Raw genomic sequence first — 21,004 nt, forward strand, 5'->3', positions numbered from 1 at the left:
CCCACCAGCCCTGAGGCAGCCGCCCCGAGCGAGCAGGATCAGCCGTTCGGCTCGACGGCGCCCGACGGCTTCGGCGACGAGGACGGCTTCTTCTTCGCCTTCTTCGGCTTGGGGTCGACCGTCTTCGTCACGGTGACTGCCGAGGGCCGGGTGAGCTTGAACTGCACCGAGGTCGGCTCACCGGCATATGCGGCCGCGTTGACGTGGTACCAGCCGGCGCGCGCCCAGTCGGTGAGGTTGGAGCACTCGTCGTCGGAGCGGCGACCGCTCCACGTCATCTCGACCTTGGTCTCGTGGTCGCGGTAGACGGTGACGTCCTTCGTCGGGATCGCCTGCGGGCAGTGCCGGCTGTGCCAGATCTCGTCGGGGTCCTTGCGCGGACCGGAGTCGATCTTGACCGTCACGCTGCGCGAGGAGACCTGCCAGGTGCACGCCTCGGCCGTCTGCGTGGTCAGCACCAGGGTGATCGGCAGCTTGGCCGTCGACCGCTTGCTCGGCACGTCGGGGGTGACCACGACGTCCTCGTTGGAGCAGACGCCCTCCGGCGCGGGAAGCGGCGGCTTGGTCGGCTTCGCGCTCGGCGACGCCGAGGCGGTGGCCGTGGGGGTCGCGGTCGCCTCGGGCGCCTCGACCACCTCCGTGCTGACCGTCGTCGCGGCGTCCTCGCCGCCGGACGAGGCGTCACTGCTGCTGGTGAGCAGGCGGGCGGCGCCGAAGACCACCAGGAAGACCGTGCCGAGCACCAGGGCACGGCGGAACCAGTAGACGCGGGGCGGCAACGGACCCTTGGGGGAGGTCAGCGCGGACATGCCCGAAACGTTAGCCACCGGCGGCGCCCGGACCGGGGAGGCTCTCCGAGGCCGCGCGAGTTGTTCGCGGTCACCGTGGCTACGATCGCGGCGATGAGCACGCTGCACGCCCCGATCCTCGACTGGTACGCCGCCCACCAGCGCGACCTGCCGTGGCGCCGCCCCGAGGCCTCGCCCTGGTCGGTCATGGTCAGCGAGTTCATGCTCCAGCAGACCCCGGTCGCGCGGGTGCTCGGACCCCACGAGGCCTGGCTGACCCGCTGGCCGACCCCCGCGGCACTGGCGGCCGAGCCGACGGGCGAGGCCGTACGCGCGTGGGGACGCCTCGGCTACCCCCGCCGCGCGCTGCGGCTGCACGCCGCAGCCACCGCCATCGTGGAGCGGCACGACGGGGAGGTGCCGGCGGCGTACGAGGACCTCGTCGCGCTGCCCGGCGTCGGTGACTACACCGCCTCGGCCATCGCCAGCTTCGCCTTCGGCCGCCGCCACGTCGTCCTCGACACCAACGTGCGTCGGGTCCTCGCCCGCGCCGTGAGCGGCGTCGAGTTCCCCACCACCGCCCCGACCCGCGCCGAGCGCGACCTGGCGACCGGGTTGCTGCCCGACGAGGCACCCGTCGCCGCCGAGTGGGCGGTCGCCGTGATGGAGCTGGGCGCGCTCGTCTGCACCGCGAAGTCACCCGACTGCGGCGCCTGCCCGGTGCGCGACCAGTGCGCGTGGCTGCTGGCCGGGCGACCGGCGTACGACGGCCCGCCGCGCCGCGGCCAGGCCTGGGACGGCACCGACCGCCAGTGCCGTGGTCGGTTGATGGCCGTGCTGCGTGAGGCGCACGGCCCGGTGCACGTCAGCAGCCTGGTCGCGGCGTGGCCCGACCACGTGCAGCGCGAGCGCTGCCTGGCCTCGCTGCTCGCCGACCAGCTGATGGTGCAGGTCGGGGACGAGACGTACGCCCTCCCCTGACGCGCGGCTGGCAGCCGGGGAGGCGGAATGGCGACGGCCCGGCTGCCACCGCTCTCGCGGGGCAGCCGGGCCGTCGTCAGTCAGACCTGGAAGGTCACTCGCCCTCGGCACGGGGGACGTCGACCGGGCCGGCCGAGTCGTCGGGGCCCTCGGTGGGGGCACCCTCGACGTCGATCGTCTCCAGCGGCGGCATGTCCGGCACGGTCGAGTTCTTCTGGCCGGTGAAGGTGAAGGTCGCGGTCGGACCCTCGCCCTCGGCGTCCACGAGCACGATCTGGCCGGGACCGACCTCGCCGTAGAGCATCTTCTCGGCCAGCACGTCCTCGATCTCGCGCTGCACGGTCCGGCGCAGCGGGCGGGCGCCCAGCACCGGGTCGTAACCGCGCTCGGCGAGCACCTTCTTGGCCGCGTCGGTGACCTCGATGGTCATGTCGCGGTCGCGCAGGCGCTTGTCGACGGAGGCGATCATGTTGTCGACCATCGCCACGATCTGCTCCTGCGTCAGCGGCGGGAAGACGATGATCTCGTCGACACGGTTGAGGAACTCGGGGCGGAAGTGCTGCTTGAGCTCCTCCGACACCTTGGCCTTCATCCGGTCGTACGTGCCCTGGGTGTCGGACGCGTTGCCGAAGCCCAGGCTCACGCCCTTGGCGATGTCGCGGGAACCGAGGTTCGTGGTCATGATGATGACGGTGTTCTTGAAGTCGACCACGCGGCCCTGCGAGTCGGTCAGGCGACCTTCCTCGAGGATCTGCAGCAGCGAGTTGAAGATGTCCGGGTGGGCCTTCTCGACCTCGTCGAAGAGGACGACCGAGAACGGCTTGCGGCGCACCTTCTCCGTCAGCTGGCCACCCTCCTCGTAGCCCACGTAGCCGGGGGGCGAGCCGAAGAGGCGCGAGACCGTGTGCTTCTCGGCGAACTCGGACATGTCGAGCTGGATGAGCGCGTCCTCGTCACCGAAGAGGAACTCGGCCAGCGTCTTCGACAGCCACGTCTTACCGACACCGGACGGACCGGCGAAGATGAACGAACCGCCGGGGCGCTTCGGGTCCTTCAGGCCGGCACGGGTGCGGCGGATGGCCCGCGAGATCGCCTTGACGGCGTCCTCCTGACCGATGACGCGCTTGTGGAGCTCGTCCTCCATCTTGAGCAGACGGGTGGACTCCTCCTCCGACAGCTTGACGATCGGGATGCCGGTCGCGACGGCGAGCACCTCGGCGATGATCTCCTCGTCGACCTCGGCGATCTCGTCCAGGTCGTTGGAGCGCCACTGCTTCTCGCGGTCGGCCTTGGCGGCGATCAGCTGCTTCTCCTCGTCACGCAGGCGCGCGGCCGCCTCGAAGTCCTGGCCGTCGATCGCGGCCTCCTTGCGCTGGCGCACGTCGGTGATCTTGTCGTCGTACTCGCGCAGGTCGGCGGGAGCGGTCATGCGGCGGATGCGCAGGCGGGAACCGGCCTCGTCGATCAGGTCGATGGCCTTGTCCGGCAGGAACCGGTCGGAGATGTAGCGGTCGGCCAGGGTCGCCGCCGAGACCAGGGCCTCGTCGGTGATGGTGACGCGGTGGTGCGCCTCGTAGCGGTCACGCAGGCCCTTGAGCATCTCGATCGTGTGAGCGATCGACGGCTCGGCGACCTGGATCGGCTGGAAGCGGCGCTCGAGCGCGGCGTCCTTCTCGAGGTGCTTGCGGTATTCGTCCAGGGTGGTCGCACCGATGGTCTGCAGCTCACCGCGGGCCAGCATCGGCTTGAGGATGCTGGCGGCGTCGATCGCGCCCTCGGCGGCACCCGCACCCACCAGGGTGTGGATCTCGTCGATGAAGAGGACGATGTCGCCGCGGGTCTTGATCTCCTTGAGCACCTTCTTGAGGCGCTCCTCGAAGTCACCGCGGTAGCGCGAGCCGGCGACCAGGGCACCCAGGTCGAGGGTGTAGATCTGCTTGTCGCGCAGCGTCTCGGGGACGTTGCCCTTGACGATGTCCTGCGCGAGGCCCTCGACGACGGTGGTCTTGCCGACGCCGGGCTCACCGATCAGGACCGGGTTGTTCTTCGTGCGGCGCGAGAGGATCTGCATGACCCGCTCGATCTCCTGCTCACGGCCGATCACCGGGTCGAGCTTGCCCTCACGGGCGGCCTGGGTGAGGTTGCGGCCGAACTGGTCGAGGACCAGCGACGACTGCGGGGTCTCGCCCTGCGAGGAGCTGGCGCCGGTGCTGGCACCGGCGGTCTCCTTGCCCTGGAAGCCGGAGAGCAGCTGGATGACCTGCTGGCGGACGCGGTTGAGGTCGGCGCCGAGCTTCTGCAGGACCTGGGCGGCGACGCCCTCGCCCTCGCGGATCAGCCCGAGCAGGATGTGCTCGGTGCCGAGTAGGAGTGGCCGAGCTGCAGCGCCTCGCGCAGGGACAGCTCGAGCACCTTCTTGGCGCGGGGGGTGAAGGGGATGTGGCCCGAGGGAGCCTGCTGACCCTGGCCGATGATCTCCTCGACCTGGGCGCGCACGGCCTCCAACGAGATGTCGAGGGACTCGAGCGCCTTGGCGGCCACACCCTCGCCCTCGTGGATGAGGCCGAGCAGGATGTGCTCGGTACCGATGTAGTTGTGCGAGAGCATGCGGGCCTCTTCCTGGGCCAGCACCACCACTCGTCGGGCTCGGTCGGTGAACCGCTCGAACATCTGCGCTCCTAACGTTTCTGGTCCCCGGCCGCGCACGGTGCACGCACAGGCGTGGAGACACTGGGCTCAACGCCCGGGACCAGCCTACGTGTTCCCACCGACAGGACCAGCCCGTCCGCTGCCAGCGAACACCCCGGCCCGGCGCGCCGCAGGATCACCGGCGCTGGCGCACCAGCAACGACACCCTCTTCGGCGCCGCGGCCCTCACGTAGGCGGTCCCGACGTGCTGCACGCGCAGCTGGTGACGGCCCGGACGCATCCTCGGCAGCATCAGTCGCGCCCACCCGTCCCTGCCGACCGTCGCGTGGAGCACGCGGCGACCCACGACGACGCGCACCGTCCCCTGGGGAGCGGCCGCACCCTTGACGTACGTCTCGGAGCCCGGCAGCGTGCGCACCCGCACCCGCAGGGTCACCCTGGCCGCGCCGACGCGCAGCCGCGCCGGAGCCAGGAGGCGGGCCAGGTCGGGCTTGACCTTGTAGCCCCGCGACGTGGCCACGCCCACCGGGAGGCCGGGCACCCGCAGGCGCTCGCGGACCTTGATCTCGCGGCCGAGGTCGGCGGCGGTGATCTCGTACGTCAGCCCCGTCGCCCCGCGGATCGGGCGGCCGTTGCGCAGCCACTGCCGCTCCACGCGGGAGGTGCGCAGCGGCTCCCACACGGCCGGGTCGACGCGCAGCACGTAGCCGCGGCCGCGGGCGGGCGTCGACGCCCGCTGGACGAGCGGATTCCACATGGCGTTGGGCGCGCCCACCTCGGACGGACGGTCCACGTCGACGACCCAGACGGCGCCGTCACCGACGTGCACGACGTGCGCGCCGTCGGTGGAGAGGTCGTGCCCCGCGGACGGGTCGACACCCCGCGCCAGGACGCGCGTCGTACCGAGGTCGACGTCGCGCTCGACCAGCTCGGTGCCCTCGGCGCCGGCGAGCGCGAAGAGGACCGACCCTCCGTCACGGTCGAGCACCGGCGCGGCGGAGTCGCCGCGCAGCGGCCAGCCCTTGTCCTCGACGTCGGCCTGGACCTCGCTGCCGGTGGCGAGCGTACGCACGTAGGTCGCGCTCCGCACCACGCCGCCGGGCTGGCTCTGGGTCCGGACGAGCGCCAGGCTCGACCCGTCGGCGCTGAGCGCCGGGGCGCTGCCGACGGCGACCTCGGCGAGCGACGCAGGACCACCGGCCGCGCGGTCGGCGAGCACGATCCGGCTCCCGCCGACGCTGCTGCGGGTGAAGGCGATCCGGTCGGCGTCGGCGTCGACCGTGGGCTCGGAGAAGTCGACCCCGGCCTCCTCGGCCGAGACCAGCCGCGGCTGGGACGGCCCCTGGGCCCCCAGCGACGCCACCACGACGTCGCTGCCGGGAGCAGCGGCGTACGGCCCCTCGACGACGTCGGTGGCCCGGGTGGTGAAGACGACGTGGCTGCCGTCGTCGGAGACCTGCGGCTGCGCAGAGCCCTCGTTGCCGGCGCTGCCGTCGACGCGGTCGCCGGAGACCAGCCACGTGGTGCCGGCCTCGGCGTCGGTGACGTAGACCTGCGAGGACGGGTCCCAGCCCTGGCCGCGCGCCGCGGTGCGGCGGGCCCAGGCGATGAAGCGGCCGTCGCCGCTGATGGAGGTCTCCGCCACCACCGCGCCGTCGACGCTCGCGAGTCGCCACGCCTGGCCGGACACCGGGTCGTAGCGGTAGAGGCCGCTGCTGCCGCCCTCGTCGCCGGCGAAGGCGATCCACCGCCCGTCCGCGGAGACCGAGAGGTCGCTGGGCCCCGACGGCACCTCGACGGGCGTGCCGGCGGCGTGCGCCGCTCCGGCACCCGCCGCGGCCAGGCCCGGCAGGACGGTCACCACCAGCGCCGTGGTCACGGCGCAGGTCAGTCTGCCGACGCATGCGTTCACTTCCCCCGATGAATGAACCCGGCTGGTCCACACCGGGCCCACAGGATCCCCCGGGAGGCGCATCGGATCGACCCCCATATTGGGGGTCACGGACGCGACGAGGCCCGGCGTCCCTCCGCTCGGGGGGCGCCGGGCCCGGTGGAGCGAGGCGTCCGCACGCCTCACTCGATCACGTCAGTTGCGGCCTCGTAGGCCGCGATGACGCTGGCGGGGACGCGTCCGCGCTCGGAGACCTCGTGGCCGTTGGCCCGGGCCCACTCGCGCACGGCCTTGGTGTCGGGGCCTCCGGCAGCGCTGCCCGAGTTCTTGCGGGCGGAGCCGCGCTTCGACCCGGTGACCTTGCGGGCGTGGCCCACGTAGCCGGAGAGCGCGTCGCGCAGCTTCTGGGCGTTCGCGTCGGTGAGGTCGATCTCGTACGTCGATCCGTCGAGGCCGAACGTGACGGTCTCGTCGGCAGGACTTCCGTCGAGATCGTCGATGAGGACGATGCTTACCTTCTGGGCCATGAATGACTACCTCTGCACGTGGGGGGTGAATATCGAATGTGACCGTACGCCCTTTTCCACTCACAGCAAAAGGGCAAACCGATGACGGGGACCTTTCTACACTCTGCAGAACTGCTCCTTGAGGAGAAAAGGCCGAAAGCCCCGGGAAATGTCCCGGGGCCCTCGGTCAATTCATTCAGCCGGACACGGTCCACGAAAGTGGAGCGCTATTCCATTTCCCGGCCATTCGCATTCAGCGGCGCCAGACGCGCACCTTCACCTTCACCACCGGGGCCGCCTTCACGAAGGGCGTCGGGAGAACGAGACGCGCACCGTGTGACGCCCGGAGCGCAGGCCGCGCACGCGCAGCGTCATCCGGCCGTCGGCATCGACCCGGACCCCGCGGGAGCGCTTGCCCCACCGGACCACGACCTTGCCCTGCGGGCGGACGCCGAGGCCGTGGGTCACCCGCACGCGCAGCACCACGGGGCGACCCACCTTCGTGGGCGCTGCCGTGGCCCGGAGCTGGCTGCTGGCCCTGGTCACCCGGGTCGCGGTCGAGGTGGCCTGCTCCGGCTCGCCCCAGGCGCGGCCGACGGTCTCGCGCACCGCGATCCGCCGGCCGAGGTCGGCGCGCCGCACGACGTACGAGGTGCCGGTCGCACCGGCGATCGGACGCCCGTCGCGCAGCCACTGGTGGCTGGTGGTGACGCCCGCGGCGTCGCTCCACGTGCCGGGGCGCACGGTGAGGGCGTACGACGGCCCCTTCGGTGCGCGGCCGCGCGACACGGCCGGCAGGGTGGTGTTGCGGGGTGCCGCAACAGCGGTGGGCTCTCCGAGGTCGGCGACCCACCGCCTGGTCCCGTCGGTGGCGAACGAGCTGTAGGCGACGAAGCGTCCGTCACCGCTGATCGCGCTGCCCGCAATGTAGAAGGCGCCCGGCTGCGAGGCGGTGGAGACCCAGTGCGTGGTGCCGAGGCCGAGGTCACGGACGAACGTCTCGATCGCGTGCTTCCCCCTGCCGAGGGCGACGGCCGTGAAGAGCACGAAGCGGCCGTCGTGGCTCAGCACCGGCGCGACGCCGGGGCTGCGCAGGACGCCGTCGACGTCGACGCCCGCGCGCTCCGTGGCCCCGCTCTCCAGCCGCGTGACGTGGATGCCGGAGTGGACCAGCTCGGGCGAGCTGCCCTCCGCGACCAGGTGGGCCACCGAGCCGCCGTCGGCGCTGATCGCGGGCGCGGTGGCGTTGGCCGTGCCCGCACCGGCGGAGACGAGGGCCAGGGTGTCGGTGCTGCGGGTGCGGACCGCGACGTCGAGGGAGGTGTCGTCGTCGCCGGGCACGGCGGCGTCGGTCACGAAGGCGACCCGGTCGCCGTCGCCGCTGATCGTCGGGGCCCATGCGCCGGCGGTGGCTCCCCCGGCGGAGACCAGCTCGCTGGCCCCGCTGCCGACCTCGCGCACCACCACGTCGCTGCCGGGGCCCGAGGTGCCGCTCACCAGGTTGGTCGCCCGGGAGGTGAAGGCGACGGCCGACCCGTCGTCGCTGATCTGCGGCTCGTAGGACACGCCGTTGCCGGCCGCCCCACCCGGCGTCGCGGAGACCAGGGTGTCGGTGCCGGCGGTGCGGTCGAGCAGGCGGACCTGCGCGTCACCGTCGTACGCCGCCCCCACGTCCCCCAGGACGTAGGCGATGCGCCTGCCGTCGGCGCTGACCGAGAGCTGGCCCACCGGCGTGCCGCCGGAGAGCACGGGCGAGGAGCTGCCAGTGGTGCGGTCGACGAGGTGGATCCCGTACGCCGCCCCCTTGCGCCCGGTGTGGACGACCCACCGGCCGTCGGCGCTCAGGTCGAAGCCCGCGGGTGTGCCGCCGAGATCGACGCCGTCGGGTGGGACGACCTCGACCGGCGCGGGGTCGTCGGCGTGCGCCGACCCCGTGGCGACGAGGGGCGACGCGAGCAGCGCCCCCACGACCACGATCGACCTGGCACGTGCACGACGACTGGAAATCTGCATGGCTGAGAGCCCCTCCCCCTGGACGCGCGCCCCCTCCGGGCGCGAGTCACAGCATGGCGTGAACCAGGTCACACTGCCAGAGGTTCAGCAGTTCCGGTCGAAGACCAGGCGCAGGCCCTGCAACGTCAGCCAGGGCTCGTGGTCGGTGAAGCACTCGACCTCCTCGAGCAGCAGCGGAGCGAGGTGGCCGGTGGCCACCACCCGCACCTCGTCGGGGTGCACGCCGAGCTCGCCGATCATCCGGGCCACCAGCCCGTCGACCTGGGCGGCGACGCCGAAGACCATCCCCGACTGCAGCGCCTCGACGGTGTTGCGGGCGATCGCCTGGCGCGGCCGCAGCAGCTCCACCTTGCGCAGCTGCGCGCCGCGACGGCCCAGCGCCTCCAGCGAGATCTCGATGCCGGGAGCGATCGCGCCACCGACGTACTGGCCCTTGGGGTTGAGCACGTCGTAGGTGATCGCGGTGCCGAAGTCGACCACGATCGCCGGGCCCCCGAAGAGGTGCAGGGCGGCGAGCGAGTTGACGATGCGGTCGGCGCCGACCTCGCGCGGGTTGTCCATCAGCACCGGCACGCCCGTGCGCACGCCGGGCTCGACGACCACGGCACGCACGTCGCCGAAGTGGGTCGCGAGCATCTCGCGCCACTCGTGGAGCACCGCCGGGACGGTGGCGCAGACGACGATGCCGTCGACGTGGGTGTCGAGCTCGGCCTCCCCGATCAGGCCGCGCACCAGCACCGCCCACTCGTCGGAGGTACGCCGCTCGTCGGTCGCCACGCGCCAGTGCGCGACGACCTCCTCACCGTCGAGGACGCCGAGGCTGGTGTGGGAGTTGCCGATGTCGGCAGCCAGCAACGTCACGGGGCGGCCCTCAGTCCTCGTCCAGGTCCAGACCCAGGTCGAAGACCTTCACCGAGTGGGTCAGGGCGCCCACCGAGATGAAATCGACGCCGGTCTCGCCGACCTCGCGGGCGCGCTCCAGGGTGAGGCCACCGGAGGCCTCCAGCAGGGCACGACCGGCGGTGAGGCGCACCGCCTCGGCCATCGTCTCGTTGCTCATGTTGTCGAGCAGGATGCGGTCGCAGCCGACCTCCAGGAGCTCACGCAGCTGGTCGAGGTCGGTCACCTCGACCTCCACGGGCAGACCGGGGAACTGCGCGCGGATGGCCTCCAGCGCCGGCACGACGCCACCGGCGGCGATGACGTGGTTGTCCTTGACCATGGCCATGTCGTTGAGGCCGAAGCGGTGGTTGACGCCGCCGCCCATGCGCACCGCGTACTTCTGCAGCGCACGCCAGCCCGGCAGCGTCTTGCGGGTGTCGAGGACCTGGGCGCCGGTGCCCTCGAGCGCGTCGACCCAGTGCATGGTCGCGGTCGAGACGCCCGAGAGGTGCGAGGCGAAGTTGAGGGCGGTGCGCTCGGCAGTGAGCAGGCCGCGGGCAGGCCCGGAGACCCGCATGACGACGTCGCCGGCCACGACCCGGGTGCCGTCGGGCACGCGGTCGGTGATCTCGACGGTGTCGCCCATGACGGCGTGGAAGACGAGGGCGGCCACGCCGAGGCCGGAGACGATGCCGGCCTCACGGGCACCGAAGACCCCCGACGCCGTGGCTTCGTCGGCGATCGTCGCGGCGCTGGTGGTGTCGGTCTCGCCCGGCGGCACGTCCTCGAGCAGGGCCAGCGTCAGGTGCTGCCACAGCGCCTCGACGTCGAGGCCGGCGTCGGTCAGCTCGGTGACCAGCCCGGCGGGGACCTGGCCCAACGTGATGGTGGGCAACGTGGGGGTCAGGGCCATCTCAGGCTCCCTTCACGACGGACGGATCGGTGGCCGGGGCGGGGACGAAGGTGGTGGTGGCGTGGCCGTGGACGACGCGCACGTCGACGTGGCCGCCGCCGAAACGTACGTCGTCGCGCTCGGGGAAGTCGTCGCGCCAGTGCGAGCCGCGGGTCTCCTCGCGCAGCAGCGCCGCGAGGGCGAGCGTGGTGCTGACCGCGAGCAGGTTGGTGGTCTCCCAGGCCGCGGTCGCGGGGGTGGCCGCACTGCGCTGGCCGATCTCGGCCAGCGCCTTGCCGGCGCCGGTGAGGCCGTCCGCGGAGCGCAGCACGCCGACCAGGTCGGTCATGACGCCCTGGAGGTCGCGGCGGGCCTCGGGGTCGACGAGGCCGGGCTCGCGGTGGTCCTCGACGGCGGGCGCCCAGGGTCGCAGCTCGCCGGGCAGCACCTCGGCGATGCGCCGGGAGAAGACCAGCCCCTCGAGCAGCGAGTTGGAGGCCAGGCGGTTGGCGCCGTGCACGCCGGAGCAGGCGACCTCGCCGGTGGCGTAGAGGCCGGGGACGGACGTACGCCCCCACAGGTCGGTGGCGACGCCGCCGGAGGCGAAGTGGTGGGCCGGGGCGACCGGGATCAGGTCGGTGGTCGGGTCGACGCCGTGGCTGCGGCAGGTGGCCAGGATCGTCGGGAAGCGCTGCTCCCAGAAGTCGGCGCCGAGGTGGCGGGCGTCGAGCCACATGTGCGGGCGCCCGGTCTCCATCATCCGGCGGGTGATCGCCTTGGCCACCACGTCGCGCGGCGCCAGGTCGGCCAGCGGGTGCACGCCGGCCATCAGCCGGTTGCCCTCGAAGTCGACCAGGAAGGCGCCCTCGCCGCGCACCGCCTCGGAGATCAGCGGCTGCTGACCCGTCGAGTCGGGGCCGAGGTACATCACCGTCGGGTGGAACTGGACGAACTCCAGGTCGCGCAGCACCGCACCGGCACGCAGGGCCAGCGCCATGCCGTCGCCGGTGGAGACGCTCGGGTTGGTGGAGGCGGAGAAGACCTGCCCGAAGCCGCCCGCGGCCAGGACCACCGCCCGGCAGCGGACCGCACCGACCCCGTCGTGCTGCCCCTCGCCCATGACGTGCAGGGTCACGCCGGCCACCCCGCCGTCGGCGGCGAGCTGCAGGTCGAGCGCCAGCGCGTGCTGGATGACCTCGATCTCCGGCGCCGCGGCGACCGCGGCGATCAGCGCGCGCTGGATCTCCGCGCCCGTGGCGTCGCCACCGGCGTGCGCGATCCGGTCACGGTGGTGGCCGCCCTCGCGGGTCAGCGACAGCTCCCCGTCGTGGTGGTCGAAGTTGGTGCCGAGCGAGATCAGCTCGCGCACCGCGTCCGGGCCCTCGGTGACCAGGATGCGTACGGCCTCGACGTCGCACGCCCCGGCCCCCGCGACCAGGGTGTCGACCTCGTGCTCGGCCGGGGTGTCCCCCGGGCCGAGCGCCGCGGCGATGCCGCCCTGGGCCCACTGGGTCGAGCCCGCGGCCAGCACGTCCTTGGTGACGAGCAGGACCTTGCCGACCCCGTCGCGCAGCCGCAGCGCGGCGGTGAGCCCGGCGATGCCCGAGCCGACCACCACCACGTCGGCCTCGATGGTCCACCCCGGCTCGGGGGCGGCGAGACGTCCGGGCAGCGCCGGTCCGGGGTCAGGGGCGTTCATCGCGGGGCGGGGACGCTCGACGTCAGTTCGCGACGAGGTCGCCGCGGACCAGGTCGTCGGCGCCGAAGGTGTCGGCCGGGTCGGCCGAGGTGCCCATGATCTTGTTGTCCTTGTCGACGAAGACGACCTTCGGCTCGAAGGCCTTGGCCTCGGCGGTCTCCATCTGGCCGTAGGCGATCAGGATCACCAGGTCGCCGGGGTGCACGAGGCGGGCCGCGGCGCCGTTGATGCCGATCACGCCCGAGCCGCGCTCGCCGGCGATGGTGTACGTCTCGAGTCGCGCGCCGTTGTCGATGTCGACGATGTGCACGAGCTCACCGGGGAGGATGTCGGAGGCCTCGAGGAGGTCCTCGTCGACGGTCACCGACCCGACGTAGTGCAGGTCCGCCTGGGTCACGGTGGCCCGGTGGATCTTGGACTTCATCATGGTGCGCAGCATCAGCTGTCTCCTTCAGTTGCGGCGGAAGCTGCGGCACGGGCGAGGTGGCGCGGGACTCCCAGGACCAGGGGCAGGTTGTCGATGAGTCGGGTGGTGCCGAGGCGGGCGGCAATGAGCACGCGCGCCTCGGTCTCCTCGGTGATCTCCGCCGGCAGCGGCGAGAGGTCGGGACGACGGAACTCGAGGTAGTCGAGGTCCACGCCGTGGGCCTGGCGCAGCTCGGCGCGCGCGGCCTCGACCGCGACGTCGAGCCCGTACCGGGCTGCCTCCTGGGCGGCCCGCAGGGTCTGGCTGAGCATCGCCGCGCGGCGACGCTGCTCGGGGTCGAGGTAACGGTTGCGGCTGCTCAGGGCCAGGCCGTCGGGCTCGCGGACCGTCTCGGCGCCGACCACCTCGACGCCCGTGCAGAGGTTCTCGGCCATCTGCCGGACCAGCACCAGCTGCTGGTAGTCCTTCTGGCCGAAGACCGCGACGTCGGGGCGTACGAGGCCGAAGAGCTTGGCGACCACGGTGAGCACGCCACGGAAGTGGGTCGGGCGGCTGACGCCCTCCAGCTCGGCGGCCAGCGGGCCCGGGTCGACGGTGACGGTCTCGTCGGTCTCGCCGGCGCGGACGCCGCCGGGGTAGACCTCGTCGGCGTCGGGGGCGAAGACCACGTCGACCCCCTCGGCCGCGCAGATCTCCAGGTCGGCGTCGAGCGTGCGCGGGTAGCGGTCGAGGTCTTCGCCGGGCGCGAACTGCAGCGGGTTGACGAAGATGCTCACGACGACGCGGCCGGCGTCGCCGACCTGCGCCCGGGCCTCGCGCACCAGGCTGGCGTGGCCCTCGTGGAGCGCGCCCATCGTGGGCACGTAGGCCACGCGCGCGCCGTCACGGCGGGCGTCGGCGAGCAGGCTGGTGAGCTCGGCGCGGCTGCGGGCCAGCGCCGGGGTGGGGTGGGTCATCGGATCTCCTGGTGCGGCGTACGACCCTGGTCGCTGCGCCCGTCGGCGGGCCCGTCACTGCGCCCGCTCGCGGCCCGGTCCAGCGCCGCGGCGATGCGGGAGGCGCGGATGGGCAGGAGGCGGCCGTCGGTGACGACGCGGGCGAGCGTGGCGCGAGCCAGGGCGACGTACGAGGCGAGGGTCTGCGGCGCGTGCGCCGTGATGTCGGTCAGGTGGGCGGAGACGGTCTCGACGTCGCCGCGGACGATCGGGCCGGTGAGGGCCGAGTCGCCGGCGCGCAGCGAGTTGTCGAGCGCCGCCTCCAGGAGCGGGCGGAGCGTGCCCGCGGGGTCGTCGGCACCGGCGGCGCGCAGCATCTCCATCGCCTCGGTCACCACGGTGACGAGGTGGTTGGCGCCGTGGGCCAGGCCTGCGTGGTAGAGCGTGCGGTGCTCCTCGGCGACCCACATCGGGGTGCCGCCTAGGTCGGCGACGAGGCGTTCGGTGAGCTCGCGCTCGGCCGCGGGGGCGGTGACGCCGAAGACGCAGCCGGCCAGGCGCGGCAGGTCGACGTGGGTGCCGGTGAAGGTCATCGCCGGGTGCAGCGCGACGACGCGGGCGCCGACCTCGGCCGCGGGGGCGAGCACGGCGAGGCCGTGGCGGCCCGAGGTGTGGGCGACGACCTGGCCCTCGTGGATCGCTCCGGCGGCGGCGAGCACGGTGACGACGTTGGCGAGCATGTCGTCGGGCACGGTGAGCAGCAGCAGGTCAGCGGCGCGCGCGACCTCGCTGGGCTTGGCCACCGGTACGCCCGGGAGCAGGGCACTGATGCGTCGACGCGAGGCGTCGGACTCGCCCGCGGCCGCGACGACGTCGTGGCCTGCGGAGCGCAGGGCGGCGGACAGGACGGCACCGACACGACCGGCGCCGACCACGCCCACCTTCATGGTGGTGCTCATTCAAGGCCTCACGTTTCAGTCCCTCCGACCATCCCCGAGGGGACCGGTGTGGGTACCAGACGATGTGCTCTGACGTAGTGGTCAACGTGAGCGTACGCCGCGTTCTTCCACCGCGGGAATCGAACTGGCCTGTGACCTGTGCCTCAGTCGGGCGCGTGGGTCAGGGCGTACGCCGGTGGCGCGGGTCGTCGACGCGGAAGGGGCGCGGCGCCCGCGGCATCCACTCGCCGGTCACGTGGTCGACGACGTGCACGCCCTCGGGCGCGTCGACCTGCACCACACCGGTCGGGACGCGGCCGTCGCGCAGCGCGTGGAAGACCTCCCACTCGCGGCGCTTGCGGTGGTTGCGCTCGCTCGTCGCGAACGACTCCGGGTCGCTCCAGTGGGCGAACTCGTCGCCGTCGAGCCACTTCAGCTCGACGCACAGGCCCTGGGGCAGCTCCAGCTCGCGGTAGCTCTCGGGCGTGGTCCGAATCTCCCACTCCGGCGCCTTCGTGTAGACGAAGTCGGGGCCGATCGGGAAGCCCCACTCCTCGGCGTTGCGCAGGCCGAGGTCGAGGTAGGCCCGCTGGGGGGACTCGACGTACAGGCTGTGGCGCGGCAGCCGGACGACCGCCTGCGCCGAGCCGACCTGCCACGACAGGGAGCCCAGCGACAGCTCGCCCTCGCGGGTGAGGACCATGTCGCCGTCCCACTTCCACGAGTAGCGGGTGGTGACCTGGGCGAAGCACCAGTTGTAGAAGTACGCCAGCGAGTGCACCGAGCGCTCGGGGGCGGCGCGGTGCTCGGCGCCGGCGCGGGCCACGTCGAAGGGGTAGTGCGCGACGGTCAGCTTCGCCGCGTGGCCCTCGGCCTCCGCGACGCGCAGCGCCTCCTCGGCCGTGCCGTCGGTGGAGTTGTTGTCGACGACCAGCACCTGGTCGACCGCCCGCAGCAGCGGCGGCAGGGCGTAGGCCAGGTTGCGCGCCTCGTCCTTGACCCGCAGCACGGCGGTGGCCCCGCGGCGCAGCGGCTCGTCCCGACGCCACGGCCAGGTCACGTCGAAGTCGGTGTGGCCCTCGAGGTTGCGGAGGCCGTCGCCGGTGGCGAGGGGGTTCATCGGGGCGTCACTGCCCGCCGGGCTGGGAGCCCTGCGCACCGCGCTCGCGCCCGAGTGCCTTGCGCACCCCACGGCGTACGCCGGCCGGGATCTTCGCGCGGACGTCGTGCGGCACGAGGTCGGCCAGGGCGGAGCTCGCGGCGGGTGCGGGGGCCGGGGCGACCGCAGCCTTGGCCCGGATCTTGCGGGCCTCGTCGAAGCGGGCGGCCACGGCGGTGGAGCGCGAGATCGCCTCGGACTCCTCGTAGAGGTCGGTGTAGGCCTCGCGCAGCTGGTCCATCACCGCGTGGACGGCGGGGGTGTCCTCGGCGGGGTCGGTCAGCAGGTTGAGCTGGTCCCAGGTCTCCTGGGTGAGCTCGTGCAGGCGCTTGGGCAGGCCGAGGTCGGCCAGGGTGACGGTGACCCGGCGCAGGTTGGGGTCGACGAAGCGGTGGACCTCGCGGATGTTCTCCGAGTCGGCGTGCAGCACGGCCTGCAGCTGCAGGTGCTCGGCCATGTCGGTGGTGGTGCGGACCCAGTCGGTGAGCAGGTCGGCGTAGCGCACGAACGTCCGACCCTGGCCGGGAGCGGCGCCGCTGCCCGTGGCGTCGCCGCGGGTGGCGCGCTCGGTGTGGAGCAGCATGTTGACCCAGCCGGCGGCCAGGTGGGCCGAGCCGAGCTTGTTGGCGTAGTACTTCTGCTTGGAGCCGACCACCTCGGCCGGCGGGCGCAGCATCGTGGCGAAGACCGGCTCGGCGCCGACGCGGAGCGCGCCGACCCGCCACAGGCCGAGGAACCAGCTCAGGCGCGGGTCCTTGACGACGAGCTCGGGAGCGACCTGGAAGTGGCTCTCCAGCCAGTCGGCGACCTTGATCCGGGCGGGCTCACGGGCCTCGACCTGACCGGTCTCGAGCCACGCCGAGGGGCGGGCGTCGCTGACCTGGACGTTGACCTCGGCCAGCCAGCGGTCGTGCTGCTCGACGCACCACTGCGGCTCTCCGAACCCCTTGGGGTTGGACTCGTCGGCGACGACCTCGGGCTGCGGGACGTGCATGCCGAGGATCGAGACGATGCCGGCGAGCGTGCTGGTGCCGCTGCGCCCGGCGCCAGCCACGAAGAGGGCCTTGCGGGAAGTGGGAGCCTGCGTCACAGTCGGCGAGCCTACTGCATGGCACCCCTAGACTCGCCGCCATGAAGTGGCCACGGAAGCGACGCCCGACGGTCGGGGTCGTCGTCCCCGCGTGGGGCGTCGAGCGGTGGCTGCCGGCCACCCTCGACAGCCTGCTGGCCCAGAGCCACCGGGCGTGGCGCGCGGTGGTCGTCGACGACGGCTCGCCCGACCGCTCCGGCGAGATCGCCGAGGCGTACGCCGCCCGCGACCCCCGGATCACCGTGCTGCACACCGACAACGGCGGGCTCGGCGCGGCGCGCAACCGCGGCACCGCGGTGGTCGAGGGTGACTACCTGGCCTTCGTCGACTCCGACGACGTGCTGCCGCCCGACTCGTTCGCGACCTCCGTGGCGACGCTCGAGGCGTCGGGGTCGGACTTCCTGGCTGCCTGCCTGCTGCGCGTCGAGGCCGAGCCGCCGGCGGGTCGTGGGGTGGCGGTGCCGCCGTGGATGGCGCGGATGCACTCCCCCGCGCTGACCGGCGCCCGCATCGAGGACCGGCCCGAGATCCTCGGCGACGTCTTCGCCCACAACAAGATGTTCCGCCGCTCCTTCTGGGACCGTGAGCAGCTCGCGTGGCCCGAGGGCGTGCGCTATGAGGACCAGCCGACCACGACGCGTGCCTTCCTGGCCGGGCGCTTCGACGTCACCCCGCAGGTCGTCTACCACTGGCAGATCCGCACCGACGGCACCTCCATCACCCAGCAGCGCTCGTCCCTCACCGACCTGGCCGACCGCTGGGCGACCAAGCGGATGGCGCTCGACTCCGTCACCGCCCACGGCGACGCCACCGTGACCCGGGTCTTCCGGACCAAGGTGCTGCCCGGGGACCTCTGGGTCTACCTGCACGCCGTGCCGGACTGCTCGCAGGAATGGTGGACCGTGCTGCGCGAGGGGATCCTGGAATTCTGGGGCCCCGACGGCCTGCGCGAGTCGATCCTGTCGCCGGCGATGCGGCTGGCAGCGTGGTTGGTCACCCAGGACCGGCGCTCCGACGCCGAGCGGTTCGTGACGTACGTCCGCAGCCTCGACGGGCGACCGGTCCCCCGGACGCCGGACGGCAGCGCCCTGGACGTGCCGGCCGACGTGCTCCCGGTCGGGTCCGTGCCGCCCGAGCGCCTGGTGCTGGCCGGCTGACGCGCCCCTCCCCGCCGGGCGGTCGTGGAATGAACGGCCGTTCGATCATTTCTGTGGACCCCCGGGAACGCGACGACGCCCCCGGAGCTGGGCTCCGGGGGCGTCGCGACGACTTCTCAGGCGCGCTTGCGCAGGTCCTTCGCGGCCTCGATCTTCCAGGCGTCGAGCTCGGCGCGCAGGGCGTCGAGCTCGACCTCGAGCTCGGCGACGGCGACGATCGCGTCGGCGGCGCGGCTCTCGCTCTCCTCGAGGGAGGTGGTGAGGCGGGCGACGGTCGACTCGGCGAGGTCGGCACGGCGGGCCTCGCCGTTCATCTTCAGCGTCGAGGTGGCGGCACGCTCGAGGGCCTTGCTGAGCTCGACCTCGAGGTGGCCGATGACTTCCTCGCGCTCGGCGATGCGGGCGCGCATCGACTGGGCGAAGGCCACGTTCTCGGCGGTACGACGCGCAGTGATGTCGCGGTAGGCCTCGGCCTGATGAGCGCGGTCGGCCGCAGCGTCCCGGCGGGTCTGGGCCAGCTCCGACCAGGTGATCCGCGTCGAGGCAGCGCCCAGGGCGACGGCCGCGAGGGCCGACAGGAGGACCAGCGTGAACTGGCCGGTGGCGGTCGCACCCAGGACGAGGGCGGCCGCGAGCACGAGCAGGCCGACGGCGACGGTGATGCGCGTGGAGCGCTGTCGGCGGCGGGCGCTGGAACGGGGAGACGGGGAAGTCATGACCCTCAGGTTAGAGATGAGGGTCTGACTTGGGTACTCGACACGCCCATTCGAGGAACTTGCCTGCAATGAGAACCGCCCCTCCTCCGAGCGCTGCGGCCACCGCGACCCCGACCCGTCCGAGGAGCAGGTCGGGGTGGGAGTCGAGCCAGGTCAGTCCGTAGCCCGCGTAGCCGCCGGCCAGGAGGGCACCGACCAGCGTCGCGGCCCGCGCCAGGACGAGCCGGTTGACCATCCGCTCGGGGTCGAGGGTGGCACCGTGACCGCGTACCGCACGGCGCGTCTGGACCGCGACGCCGCCGAGCACGGCGGCGAGGAAGGCGAGCGCCGCGACCTGGAGCCAGGAGACCGGCGCCGCGTCGTCGAGCGCGTCCGCGAGGTCGCGGAAGGCCCAGCCGAGGACCGCACCGGCCACCGCGGTGGCGGCCAGCGGCCCGGGCCCCAGCGGGGTCAGGTGCCGCGGCGACAGGTCGGGGCGCTCCTCCTCACCGTCCGGCGGAGGATCGAGCGGGTGGCGGTCCCGACTCACGGGAGTTCGAGGGAGATGTCCTCGCGCTTGACGACGCCGTCCGTGCCGACCTTCTCGAGCAGCTCGGCGACGGGGCCGTGGTCGAGGAGCACGGCGTCGGACTCGAGCTCGTGCCACGGGGCGAGGACGAAGCCACGCTCGGCCGCACGCGGGTGCGGGAGGACGAGGGTGTCGTCGTTGGCGCGGCGGTCGCCGACCTGGATCAGGTCGATGTCGAGCGTGCGCGGCGCGTTGCGCACCTCGGTGCGCTCGCGGTCGAAGGCCTGCTCGACGGTCAGCGCGCGCTCCATCAGGCGGTGCGCCGGCAGCGTGGTGTCGAGCAGGAGCACGGCGTTGAGGTAGTTCTTGGAGCCTTCGGGGGCGTCCACGGGCTCGGTCTCGTAGACCGAGGAGACGCTGGTCAGCCAGACGTCAGGGGTGTCGGCGAGCGCGTTGACGGCGCCCTGCAGCGCGTCCAGGCGGTCGCCGAGGTTGGAGCCGATGGAGACCACGACTCGGCGGATGGGGTGCATCTCTCCGGTGAGGGCGTCAGCGTCGATGATGTGGGGATTCGGCGTCTCAGTCACGTCTGTGTCCTCTTGTGTCTCGTGATGCTCAGGGTCACGTCCTTGAACGTGGCTTCAATCGGCGCATCCGGTTTGTGCACGGTCACTCGCGCCCATTCAACACGTTCGCCGGTGAGGGCGACATCGGCGATCCTCTGGGCGAGGGTCTCGATGAGGTCCACCGGGTCGGTCTCGACCGCCTCCTTGACGCGGTCGACAAGAAGACCGTAATGCTCGGTGTCGGCGAGGTCGTCACTGGCCGCGGCCGGGCGGGTGTCGATGCCGAGCGTCAGGTCGATGACGAAGACCTGGCCCTCGCGGCGCTCGAAGTCGAAGACGCCGTGGTGGCCGAAGCACTCGATGCCGGTGACGGTCAGCTCGTCGGTCATGCGTCCTCCTCGGGCGCGGTCGGGGCGAGACGGCGCCACACCGCCAGGGCGTCGGTGGTCGCGCGTACGTCGTGGACGCGCACGCTCCACACCCCGCGCTGGGCCAGCAGCGAGAGCGCGACGCCGGCGTGCTCGCGCTCCGCGATCGGCCGGGGCGTCCCGTCGGGCGCGGCCAGCAGCGACCCCAGAAAGCTCTTGCGTGAGGCGCCCACCAGCACCGGGAAGCCGAGCGACTCCACGGCGTCGAGGCCGGCGGTCAGCTCCCAGTTCTGGTCGGCGGTCTTGGCGAAGCCCAAGCCGGGGTCGAGCACGAGCTGCTCCTCGCGCACGCCGGCGGCCAGCGCCGCCTCGACGCGCGCGGCGAGCTCACGTCGTACGCCCACGACGACGCCCTCGGGGTAGTGCGTGAACTCCTGCATCCGCTCGGAGTGGGCCCGCCAGTGCATCGCGACGTAGACCGCACCGGTCTGCGCCACCACGTCGAGGATCTCGGGGTCGGAGAGGCCGCCGGAGACGTCGTTGACGACCACCGCACCGGCTGCGACCGCGGCGGCGGCCACCTCGGCCCGCATGGTGTCGACGGAGACCGCGACCCCGCGCCGGGCCAGCTCGGTGATCACCGGGACCACCCGGTCGAGCTCCTCGGCCGGCACCGGACGGGTGGCGCCGGGGCGGGTGGACTCCCCGCCCACGTCGAGCAGGTCGGCGCCGTCGGCCAGCAGCGTGGTGGCGTGCTCGAGCGCCAGGTCGGTGCTCGCCCATCGGCCCCCGTCGGAGAACGAGTCGGGGGTGACGTTGACGATGCCCATCACGACCGG

19 protein-coding genes and 1 pseudogene are annotated in these 21,004 nt (G+C 72.9%); 2 read left to right on the top strand and 18 right to left on the bottom strand.

Translation table 11 applies throughout. The annotated features are described in order from the left end of the window. Positions 1 to 38: 38 nt before the first annotated feature. The gene (locus E2C04_RS15730) at positions 39 to 809 is read right to left on the bottom strand and encodes a hypothetical protein (protein ID WP_135833312.1); all 771 of its coding nucleotides are present in this window, start codon (positions 807 to 809) and stop codon (positions 39 to 41) included. A 93-nt stretch (positions 810 to 902) separates the two neighbouring features. Between E2C04_RS15730 and E2C04_RS15735 the strand changes: the two genes are divergently transcribed. Continuing rightward, on the top strand, positions 903 to 1,769 hold the full coding sequence (locus E2C04_RS15735; RefSeq protein WP_135833313.1) for an HhH-GPD family protein: 867 nt from the start codon (positions 903 to 905) through the stop codon (positions 1,767 to 1,769). A gap of 94 nt (positions 1,770 to 1,863) precedes the next feature. On the opposite strand, the pseudogene E2C04_RS15740 reads toward E2C04_RS15735, so the two are convergent. From E2C04_RS15740 to E2C04_RS15795, 12 genes and pseudogenes are all read right to left on the bottom strand, one after another. Continuing rightward, positions 1,864 to 4,439, bottom strand: a pseudogene (locus E2C04_RS15740) (ATP-dependent Clp protease ATP-binding subunit). A 154-nt stretch (positions 4,440 to 4,593) separates the two neighbouring features. Beyond that, complete coding sequence (locus tag E2C04_RS15745; protein ID WP_158630721.1) at positions 4,594 to 6,297, bottom strand: TolB family protein; 1,704 nt, start codon at positions 6,295 to 6,297, stop codon at positions 4,594 to 4,596. Positions 6,298 to 6,491: 194 nt separating this feature from the next. Beyond that, on the bottom strand, positions 6,492 to 6,836 hold the full coding sequence (locus tag E2C04_RS15750; RefSeq protein ID WP_135833315.1) for a histone-like nucleoid-structuring protein Lsr2: 345 nt from the start codon (positions 6,834 to 6,836) through the stop codon (positions 6,492 to 6,494). Between the two features lie 279 nt (positions 6,837 to 7,115). Then, a complete protein-coding gene (locus E2C04_RS15755) occupies positions 7,116 to 8,828 on the bottom strand; it encodes a hypothetical protein (protein ID WP_135833316.1) in 1,713 nt (570 codons plus the stop codon). Between the two features lie 84 nt (positions 8,829 to 8,912). Further along, positions 8,913 to 9,689, bottom strand: a complete 777-nt coding sequence (locus E2C04_RS15760; protein ID WP_135833317.1) for a type III pantothenate kinase — start codon at positions 9,687 to 9,689, stop codon at positions 8,913 to 8,915. Between the two features lie 10 nt (positions 9,690 to 9,699). Continuing rightward, positions 9,700 to 10,623, bottom strand: a complete 924-nt coding sequence (gene nadC, locus E2C04_RS15765) for a carboxylating nicotinate-nucleotide diphosphorylase (RefSeq protein WP_135833318.1) — start codon at positions 10,621 to 10,623, stop codon at positions 9,700 to 9,702. 1 nt (position 10,624) lies between these two features. Further along, the gene (locus E2C04_RS15770; protein ID WP_135833319.1) at positions 10,625 to 12,301 is read right to left on the bottom strand and encodes an L-aspartate oxidase; all 1,677 of its coding nucleotides are present in this window, start codon (positions 12,299 to 12,301) and stop codon (positions 10,625 to 10,627) included. A 22-nt stretch (positions 12,302 to 12,323) separates the two neighbouring features. Further along, positions 12,324 to 12,740 carry an aspartate 1-decarboxylase gene (gene panD, locus E2C04_RS15775; protein ID WP_135833320.1) on the bottom strand — a complete coding sequence of 139 codons (417 nt, stop codon included), beginning with the start codon at positions 12,738 to 12,740 and terminating at the stop codon, positions 12,324 to 12,326. Further along, positions 12,740 to 13,684: a pantoate--beta-alanine ligase gene (panC, locus tag E2C04_RS15780; protein ID WP_135833321.1), complete on the bottom strand. Its 945-nt coding sequence runs from the start codon at positions 13,682 to 13,684 to the stop codon at positions 12,740 to 12,742. The genes panD and panC overlap by 1 nt, the downstream gene beginning before the upstream one ends. Then, complete coding sequence (locus tag E2C04_RS15785; RefSeq protein WP_135833322.1) at positions 13,681 to 14,622, bottom strand: Rossmann-like and DUF2520 domain-containing protein; 942 nt, start codon at positions 14,620 to 14,622, stop codon at positions 13,681 to 13,683. Before E2C04_RS15785 ends, panC begins: the two co-directional genes overlap by 4 nt. 160 nt (positions 14,623 to 14,782) lie before the next feature. Beyond that, positions 14,783 to 15,721 (bottom strand): glycosyltransferase family protein, encoded by a 939-nt coding sequence (locus tag E2C04_RS15790; protein WP_135833323.1) that lies wholly within the window; start codon positions 15,719 to 15,721, stop codon positions 14,783 to 14,785. A gap of 7 nt (positions 15,722 to 15,728) precedes the next feature. Next, entirely contained in the window at positions 15,729 to 16,850 is a 1,122-nt protein-coding gene (locus E2C04_RS15795; protein WP_135833324.1) for a sulfotransferase family protein, read from the bottom strand. A gap of 41 nt (positions 16,851 to 16,891) precedes the next feature. Here E2C04_RS15795 and E2C04_RS15800 point away from each other — a divergent pair, with 41 nt between their 5' ends. Continuing rightward, the gene (locus E2C04_RS15800) at positions 16,892 to 18,007 is read left to right on the top strand and encodes a glycosyltransferase family 2 protein (protein WP_135833325.1); all 1,116 of its coding nucleotides are present in this window, start codon (positions 16,892 to 16,894) and stop codon (positions 18,005 to 18,007) included. Between the two features lie 116 nt (positions 18,008 to 18,123). On the opposite strand, the gene E2C04_RS15805 is transcribed toward E2C04_RS15800, so the two are convergent. From E2C04_RS15805 to folP, 5 genes are read right to left on the bottom strand one after another with little or no spacing between them, the layout of a single operon-like run. Then, positions 18,124 to 18,723 (bottom strand): hypothetical protein, encoded by a 600-nt coding sequence (locus tag E2C04_RS15805; protein WP_135833326.1) that lies wholly within the window; start codon positions 18,721 to 18,723, stop codon positions 18,124 to 18,126. A gap of 10 nt (positions 18,724 to 18,733) precedes the next feature. Continuing rightward, complete coding sequence (locus E2C04_RS15810) at positions 18,734 to 19,252, bottom strand: DUF3180 domain-containing protein (RefSeq protein WP_158630722.1); 519 nt, start codon at positions 19,250 to 19,252, stop codon at positions 18,734 to 18,736. Then, the gene (gene folK, locus E2C04_RS15815; RefSeq protein ID WP_135833328.1) at positions 19,249 to 19,818 is read right to left on the bottom strand and encodes a 2-amino-4-hydroxy-6-hydroxymethyldihydropteridine diphosphokinase; all 570 of its coding nucleotides are present in this window, start codon (positions 19,816 to 19,818) and stop codon (positions 19,249 to 19,251) included. The genes E2C04_RS15810 and folK overlap by 4 nt, the downstream gene beginning before the upstream one ends. Next, positions 19,815 to 20,186, bottom strand: coding sequence for a dihydroneopterin aldolase (gene folB / locus E2C04_RS15820; RefSeq protein ID WP_135833329.1), 372 nt, complete (start codon positions 20,184 to 20,186; stop codon positions 19,815 to 19,817). The genes folK and folB overlap by 4 nt, the downstream gene beginning before the upstream one ends. After that, positions 20,183 to 20,995 (bottom strand): dihydropteroate synthase, encoded by an 813-nt coding sequence (gene folP, locus E2C04_RS15825; RefSeq protein ID WP_135833831.1) that lies wholly within the window; start codon positions 20,993 to 20,995, stop codon positions 20,183 to 20,185. The genes folB and folP overlap by 4 nt, the downstream gene beginning before the upstream one ends. Positions 20,996 to 21,004: the final 9 nt, after the last annotated feature.

This window comes from Nocardioides daphniae, from assembly GCF_004777465.1.
GTDB lineage: Bacteria > Actinomycetota > Actinomycetes > Propionibacteriales > Nocardioidaceae > Nocardioides > Nocardioides daphniae.

Bases quoted from the DNA above. Each gene is read 5' to 3' on its own strand.
- E2C04_RS15730 (WP_135833312.1), bottom strand. From the start codon at position 809: ATGTCCGCGCTGACCTCCCCCAAGGGTCCGTTGCCGCCCCGCGTCTAC.
- E2C04_RS15735 (WP_135833313.1), top strand. From the start codon at position 903: ATGAGCACGCTGCACGCCCCGATCCTCGACTGGTACGCCGCCCACCAG.
- E2C04_RS15750 (WP_135833315.1), bottom strand. From the start codon at position 6,836: ATGGCCCAGAAGGTAAGCATCGTCCTCATCGACGATCTCGACGGAAGT.
- E2C04_RS15755 (WP_135833316.1), bottom strand. From the start codon at position 8,828: ATGCAGATTTCCAGTCGTCGTGCACGTGCCAGGTCGATCGTGGTCGTG.
- nadC (WP_135833318.1), bottom strand. From the start codon at position 10,623: ATGGCCCTGACCCCCACGTTGCCCACCATCACGTTGGGCCAGGTCCCC.
- E2C04_RS15770 (WP_135833319.1), bottom strand. From the start codon at position 12,301: ATGAACGCCCCTGACCCCGGACCGGCGCTGCCCGGACGTCTCGCCGCC.
- panD (WP_135833320.1), bottom strand. From the start codon at position 12,740: ATGCTGCGCACCATGATGAAGTCCAAGATCCACCGGGCCACCGTGACC.
- panC (WP_135833321.1), bottom strand. From the start codon at position 13,684: ATGACCCACCCCACCCCGGCGCTGGCCCGCAGCCGCGCCGAGCTCACC.
- E2C04_RS15785 (WP_135833322.1), bottom strand. From the start codon at position 14,622: ATGAGCACCACCATGAAGGTGGGCGTGGTCGGCGCCGGTCGTGTCGGT.
- E2C04_RS15790 (WP_135833323.1), bottom strand. From the start codon at position 15,721: ATGAACCCCCTCGCCACCGGCGACGGCCTCCGCAACCTCGAGGGCCAC.
- E2C04_RS15800 (WP_135833325.1), top strand. From the start codon at position 16,892: ATGAAGTGGCCACGGAAGCGACGCCCGACGGTCGGGGTCGTCGTCCCC.
- E2C04_RS15805 (WP_135833326.1), bottom strand. From the start codon at position 18,723: ATGACTTCCCCGTCTCCCCGTTCCAGCGCCCGCCGCCGACAGCGCTCC.
- folB (WP_135833329.1), bottom strand. From the start codon at position 20,186: ATGACCGACGAGCTGACCGTCACCGGCATCGAGTGCTTCGGCCACCAC.
- folP (WP_135833831.1), bottom strand. From the start codon at position 20,995: ATGGGCATCGTCAACGTCACCCCCGACTCGTTCTCCGACGGGGGCCGA.